This window comes from Sinomicrobium weinanense (genome assembly GCF_018863395.1).
GTDB classification, from domain to species: domain Bacteria; phylum Bacteroidota; class Bacteroidia; order Flavobacteriales; family Flavobacteriaceae; genus Sinomicrobium; species Sinomicrobium weinanense.
The window spans coordinates 1-7,420 of the sequence record NZ_JAHKRR010000011.1 but is presented as its reverse complement, the minus strand read 5'-3'; the positions used below and the strand labels follow the sequence as shown (position 1 = coordinate 7,420).

The window sequence follows — 7,420 nt, the reverse complement described above, 5'->3', positions numbered from 1 at the left end:
ACTTTTTCCCGGCAGAAAGCCCGGAAACGGGGTTTCAAACGGTTTGTTCTCATCTCGGTAAAGCATAGCGGACCTTTGTATCCTTATCCGTACAAAACACTTTAAGGCAAATACTTAAAACATGTACTACGGTTCTTTTCACTGATAATGGGGGCTTCATTTATTATTCTATTTTTATGATTATTGCTTTGGAATACATGACGTCTACCGGGGTATTCCCCTGCCGTCCGGGCCTCATTTTCGGGATATGCCCTATGACCCTTTTCGCTTCTTCTTCGAGTTTTTTATGCGGTGCTTTGATACGGATCACCGAGACCTCGCCGTCAGCCCCTACCTTGAACGCTACATAAATACCCTGAACCCCGGACAATCCGAGACCTGTGGCCACCGACGCCCTGAATCTACGCTGTATCACCCTGTCGATCCCGTTGGCCAGGCATGCTTTTCGTTCTTCATTGTTCCTGAGGTTTTCACAGCCGGGGAAAACAGGGACAGATTCTATAATGTCTACGGGGATATATGCGTTCTTTACGGACGATCTTATTTTTCCTCCGGGAAGCGAAAGGTTCAGTGCTGCCTTTTGCTCCGGAGCCACACCATCCGCTTCCGGGTTTTTCCCAACCACGGCAATACTGTCGGTCAAGAGTCCGGCAAACGGTTTCCGGGTTTCGGTAAGTACGGTCCTGGCATTTTTTACACGAAACACCCATACGCCCTTGTTATTCAATTCCCTGGCATGTTTTCTACGCTGGTTTATCGCCTCTTCCCAGGTATCGTATTTTTTTACGTATACATAGTTGAGCTCGTTGGCGGGATTCTTAAAATACCCGACCCGGTGTTTCCTGCGCCTCAGGCTGGTCATATAGTTTGTAAGGTTGGATTCGCTCCGGAATACATTGGCAATGATATAGTAACCGTCTGCCACATTCACCAGGGTTGCGGTTTTTGTACGGATATTCTCCTGTTTTGCAGCGGCTTCGAAAAGCAGGTCTTCAATATCCGGTTCGCTATCCTGAATTACGGGTACTTCTTCGGCAACCTTCTGCGCAACGGAGGCCGTATCTTTGGCCGTTTCCTTTTCTTCAGAAAGAGCTATTTGCATATCTTTCACCTTTCCGGCCTGCTCAATAGAATCCTGTATCTGTTTTCTACGGGCTGCTGTAAGGCGGGTTTCGTCCAGTTGTTCGTGCTGCAATACACTTTTTTTCTGTTCAGTGTCCAGGCTGTCATTATCTTTCTGTACCTCATTGCGCAACGCCGACGGTATAGCAGGGATGGCTGCCGCAATTTTTACCGGGTTCTTTTCCGGTCCTGTTGCAGGTATGCTAACCGGTGTTTCTTTCTTCTCTTCTTTCTTCACCACCGGTTTGACTTCCGGCCTTGGGGGCCTGGCGGCCGGGCGTCTTTTCTTTCCGGGCGCAGTGTAGTATCGCGGCGTATCGGTAGCCTTGAATGCATAAGAAAGCTCGAACTCGTGTGTAGTTCCGAAATTGGCAATGTTATCGTTCAGCCCTTTTTCTACCGTATAGCCGAGAGACAGGTGACGGGTAAGATTGAACCCGATACCTGCGGCCGCCCCGTAGAGGTCGTCATAACCGACCTGCAACCAGCCGAGCCTGGGAAAATTGACGATAAGGCTGGCGGAGGGAAAGAACTCTTCTTCCGTTTTTCTTCCCCGTATCATGGTAGTCATTTCACCATCTTCGAAAACACCGGTCAGCATTTCCATTTTCAGGGTGTGCATGATATGGGCTGAAAACCGTTTTTCAGATGCTCCTTCTATATAGGATTGGTAATTTTTGAGATTAAAGTTTACGATATTCTCGGCGAACACTCCGATATTAAAACTGCGGAAACTGAGGTTTATCCCGGGATGAAATGCTATGAGCGAACTGTTCTCCATGTTTTGTAAGGCCGGGTCCCCGGCATCCGGGATAAAGACATTGCCCCAGTTAATACCGCTGCGGTAATAGGAAATATTAACGCCCAGGGTCAACCTGCTGTATTCGGCCAGTTGCACGCTATACGCATAATTGGCCAGGAGCCCGAAATTATCGATCACTCCGAGGCTTTGTTGAAACAAACCAATACCAAAACCCGTTCTCTCATTTATTTTCCCGGAATAATTGGCCAGGTATACTTCGGGGGAATTGTCGTAATCGGCCCACTGGTTACGGTGGTGAAAACTGATGTAGGTGTTTACAGTACCAAGAGCGGAGAAGGCCGGGTGTACCAGGTAGCGGTTGTATCTCAAAAGATTTTGAGACGGTATTTCAAACGATAGTACGGGACCGGCCTGCTCGCTCTCCTGGCCGGAACAACAGAGAGAAAACAATAGCGCTAAAAATATGTGGGGTAGTTTTTTAAACATATTTTCAGCGAATTAAGGTTATGGTTCCCTGGCGGACCACTTCCTTCCCTTCTTTCAATATCCTGTAATAAAACACAGGCTTGTTCCGGGCGTAGGTCATGGTAGATTCCGGCCAGTTATTCTGATATTCGGTGGTTTGAAGTACTATTTGCCCCGTGGAGCTGTATATGGTGACTTCTATATCTGGATTAAAGGCATAAACGTTGGGCAGTACCCAGTGATCGTTTATACCGTCGTTATTGGGGCTTACCACATTGGGTATGATGTAACCATCCTGGTATTCGACCGTAAATTCACGGACTACCTCACAATCTCCCACATAAGCCCTGAGCGTTAAAAGGCCTTCTTCGCTTATTGCTACGGATGCGGTATCGGAGATCAACTCGTTTTCTGCGTTATACCAGAAATAAGTATCTCCTCCCGTAGCTGTTACGGTTTTTGATGTGCCTTCGGGTATAATGATCCTTTCGGAGGCGTCCACTTCTATGACCGATTCATCAAAGGGATGGATCACAAGTTCGTTGGAAAACACGGTACAACCGTAGGCAGATACCCCCAGCCTGTATGCACCTTCTTCTTCTATATCGAGGGTAGTGGTATTTTCGGATATTTTTTCCCCGTCCCTGTACCAGGCATAGGTGTAATCGGTGTTACCGGTATTCGTGGTGATATTAATAGTGATCGACCCTCCACAAAGGATATCGTCTGAGGCTTCTATGGTAACGGTTTCTTCCAGTCTCAATCTCAGGTCTATATCGTCAGACCAGATATCGCTGTCCTCATAAGTGGCTTTCAGGGCATAGGTGCCGTTCTCTGTGGTCTGATCTATGGTCAGGGATGTCCCGGTCCTGCCATCCAGATAATTGTTATTCCTGTACCATTGGTAATTGAACTTATTTTTATATTCGTCATAGACATCCATGGAGGTACCATCTTCGGTCTCGGCGTATATTCCGCTCAACCGAAGGGTTGCCGAAGCATTCTGGCAGGGGGTGTAACCGCCATCCGGATCGATCGTAATTACAAACCTTTCCGGACGGGCCACCCGGGTCCCGGGTGAAAAGACCTCGACCATACACCCGGAAGATTGTTTTACTTTTACTTTGTATGTTCCGGGTTCATTAATGGTGATCGCGCGGTTATTGTTGCCCGGTAAAGGAACATTGTCCTTATACCAGGTATATTCGGGGGCGCTGGCCGTTGTGGAGGCGGTAATGGTCACCGTTTCACCCGGTAGCAATAAAACATTGCTGCCTTTATCGGTAGTCACGGAGATATCCGGGGTGGTCACCTGTACGCTATTGGACTCGGCCATACATCCGCCCGGGGTCTCTACACGCACCCGGTATTCTCCCTGCGGGGCGGACGCATCCAGGGATAGCCGAGGGCGATATCCCGGATTGCCTACCTGTTCACCGTTCTTATACCATATATATGTATAGTTTGCACGATCTATATCTGCCGTCAGCGTGGCATTATCACCTGGACAGACCTCTTTGGCGGGGAGGCCGTCGTTGATGGAAACCTCGAGGGCCTCCCCCACGGTTACCGTCACTATATTGGATGCTGTATCTGAAGAACAGTATTGGCCATAATCGACTTCGGCATAGTACTGCCCTGCTTCGGATACCATAAATGAGGCTCCGTTTTCTCCGGGGACCGCCACTCCGTTCTTATACCATATGTAAGCACTTTCATCCGGATAGTTGTGTACGGAAAGCTCGTAATTCCCTCCCCCGCAAAGCTCTACGTCCCCTACTACATTCCCGTCAATGACATTAATGGTGAGCGATTGGTTCACTTTCCGGTAATAAGCAGGGAATTCATCACTCGGAGGGCTGAATTTTTCCGGTTTTGTACTACGTACCCTGACCCGGTATTTTTCACCTGCCGTGGTATCCGGGAAACCAAATTCAAATTCGAAAGTATCAGTATTGTTCATGTCCCCCACTCTTGCCAGTTCTGTGCTATTGGCAAAATCCCCGTTGGCATCCGACAGTTCCAGTATAAATTCATTGTCTTCCATCACACTACCGACAGGAGCCCAGGAAAAGAACACTTTAAAAGTATTATATCCGGATGACGCACAGGGCGTGTCGAAATCCAGCCTGGGTCTATCCAGGGTCTGTGCAGATAAAAAACACCACCCCCCTGCCGCGTAAAGCAGCAAAAACAAAGCGTATTTATGCATGAGGTGTGGTAATTTTTTATTCATAGGCGTCATTTGGGCATTGGGGGCCGGAAAACGGAAGGCTTCCTAAAAGCAGTATTTCCGTCCCGGGGGGTCGGGAAGTGTGGTAAAGCCCGGCGGGTCTAATTATGTCTGGAAAAATTCATACCTGTAAACCAAAGCAACACAAGAATCCGCCGGGCAAGCTACCAACAACTTGATTAACCCTTATTACTACAAAATACAACTAATGAAACATGTTGTTTATTTGCTGGTGTAAATGTATTGGTAGCCCGGGAAGTTTTGCCCTGAACCTGTATAGAACTATTTCTAATTTGTAGTAGAACTTATTCTACGGAGGTGTAGAACTCTTCCTAAAAACACATTAAAACTCTAAAAACAAGACAATTACAACACAACCAAGTTTAGTGACCCTAAAAGCAGATATTGAAACAGGTTGACTTGTATTTCCCTCAATACCCGTGATTATTGTACCGTTGGATATCTGGAAAATAAAAATTGAAGAGGTGGTGCGTGAAGAAAAAGAAAACAAATTGTTTAAAGTCGAAAAGTGTAATATTTCCCGGGGAAGATAAAACACAACACCACAAATACCTATCCCCGGGAAAACAATCAATACTTAAAAAAATGTGCACAGCACACCAAGAAGGTAACGGGTAAAGTATGCGGATCCGGGTTACGGGACCAGGTACCTGTTAAGGAAACCCTGTCCCCCCACATCCTGCCTTGCCTTTACCCTTTCCTTCTTTCTGACAGGAAGAACAGAAACCCCTTCGCCTTTAGTTTATCCCGAGTTTATCGAGAGAGGCTCAGGGTGGCAGATTTAATGTTCAAAGTTTAAGGTTATTTTGTTGCAGGTTTGGTTTTCAGTATTCGGTTCAGCAACCCGAACATATCCTTATCAGCCACCCCAAAGGCCCGGAACGAGGAAAAATACCGCTGCAACCTCATCCCGAAAGCCATCCGGGGGCAACTGAAAGGCTAAAGGACCATAAAACTTTTACGGCAGCCCGTCCTCCTCCGCACTTAACACATGAGGAGGAGCCCATGAATTTTTTTAAGGCTTTAAACCTCTTTAAAACCAACTCCTCTTACCTATCTGGTAAGTCCGGTAAAAATCTTCATCAGATCTGGCCAGGTAAAGTATGCCTTCTATGAGGCTTATCAATCCTCCTGCGCCAAAAGTAACTACTGTAAAGACGATTTGAACGATCCCTTCTTTTATATAACCTAAAACAAACTTATGTATTCCCAAAAATCCTATGAGAATGGCCAGAACCCCTGCCAACAGCCTCTTGCTCCTGTTTTCCGGAGCCCATTCTTCTGTGAATTCCGTACTATTCTTCGTTATTTCGGGGAAACCTTCTGTTTCTTTATTTTCCGGATGCATGCTTTTTGGCGGTTTTGGGGGTTGTTAGTTTTGGTACCGGTTGCCAGTTGCGGGTTCCCGGAAAAAGGTCTGCCATCATCACAATTTCATCATTTAAGACGGTGCGAAGGTATGTCATAACAACACTTTCAGCATAAAAAACGGGGTAGAACAAGTTCTAAAGTTGCCTAGAACTTATTCGATCCGCACCGCAGACGGCGTTGCTTTCCCGGGAGGAAACACCTGGCAACCTCCATTTTAAACCTTCTTCAAACGGTGTAAATATGTGTTCTGACTCTGTTTTTTCGCAAAAAATGATTAAATTTGAATGGTATTTTCACAGCTAATACCTGAAACTATGGAGTTGTTATCCTACAAGGGTACAGCAAAATACAACTCCACTCCCCTTTACCTGCTGAGCTGTTTAAATAAAAAAACTACCCCATGAAAAGAACACCACGGATCGCCACCCCGGAAGGAGGAGGCCTCTCTTTTGAGGTACCTGCCATACTGGAACGGCTCAAGGAACATCTGCATGTCAGGACCAATGCAGAACTGTCGAGTATCCTGGAGGTAAAACCCAATACTATCTCTACCTGGAAGAAAAGGAATACACTCGACTACCCCCGTATATTGGCCTTATGCAAGACTTATAGTATCGACATCCACAAGCTCTTTTTCAACAGGTCGGGAACGAACACCCCTTTCGATGTAAAGGATAAAAAGGGATTTAACGTAGTTACAAGGGATTCTTATTTCCAGTATGTCTCCCAGCTAAACCAGGAAAGTTTTATTCAAAGTTTACCTAAATTTTATTTTCCCTTTATCTCCGGTAAGAACATCAGGGCCTTCCAGGTCATGGGGGCTTCCATGTTTCCCATATTGAGAGACGGTGATTTTGTGGTGGGAGAATATATAGATGCAGATACAGAGACCCTGGTAAACGGAAAGATCTATGTCCTGGTAAGTAATATTAAAGGTATTTATATTTGCAGGATCCGAAAAGACCCGGTAAAACCGGAAGTTATACATCTCGTAAGGGACAATGAAACGGAAAATACCTTGTCTGAAGTGAAAATGACAGTAAATGAGATCATAGAACTCTGGGAGGTAAATTCTGTATTTTCATTAGACCTGATAGGAAATGCTAAAAGAGAAAATCGCCCCCGGTAAACAGCAAGGGGTATTTTTGCTTTTCCCTGTATACTGTCTTTATAATTATTTCTATGCTTTTTTATTCTTTTCCCTTATCTTTTTCCGCAATTCCTCGAAATGTTCATCGGCTTCCTTTTCTTTTTCCGATGGGTAACGACCACACAAAGGCTCCAAATCTTCCCAATGCTCCTGCATCCAGTATTTGATGGATCATTCCTAAAAGTTGGGGACTACGCAAAAATTCTGGATAGTCTAAATAGGAAAAATTCAGTATTCTTCACACCTCTAAATTGTGCTCTAAAGGCTTTTATTTTGGCATTGAAGGACTCTGCTG

The 7,420-nt window shown here is 45.8% G+C and carries 4 protein-coding genes; 1 reads left to right on the top strand and 3 read right to left on the bottom strand.

Annotated features, from left to right (window positions below):
- Nucleotides 1–163: 163 nt before the first annotated feature.
- From KN811_RS19450 to KN811_RS19440, 3 genes are all read right to left on the bottom strand, one after another.
- Complete coding sequence (locus KN811_RS19450) at nucleotides 164–2,371, bottom strand: PorP/SprF family type IX secretion system membrane protein (protein ID WP_216334966.1); 2,208 nt, start codon at nucleotides 2,369–2,371, stop codon at nucleotides 164–166.
- 4 nt (nucleotides 2,372–2,375) lie between these two features.
- On the bottom strand, nucleotides 2,376–4,586 hold the full coding sequence (locus KN811_RS19445; RefSeq protein ID WP_187967696.1) for a T9SS type B sorting domain-containing protein: 2,211 nt from the start codon (nucleotides 4,584–4,586) through the stop codon (nucleotides 2,376–2,378).
- 1,051 nt (nucleotides 4,587–5,637) lie between these two features.
- The gene (locus KN811_RS19440) at nucleotides 5,638–5,952 is read right to left on the bottom strand and encodes a TM2 domain-containing protein (protein ID WP_187967695.1); all 315 of its coding nucleotides are present in this window, start codon (nucleotides 5,950–5,952) and stop codon (nucleotides 5,638–5,640) included.
- Between the two features lie 423 nt (nucleotides 5,953–6,375).
- On the opposite strand from KN811_RS19440, the gene KN811_RS19435 reads away from it, so the two are divergent.
- Complete coding sequence (locus KN811_RS19435; RefSeq protein ID WP_187967694.1) at nucleotides 6,376–7,104, top strand: LexA family transcriptional regulator; 729 nt, start codon at nucleotides 6,376–6,378, stop codon at nucleotides 7,102–7,104.
- Nucleotides 7,105–7,420 lie beyond the last annotated feature (316 nt).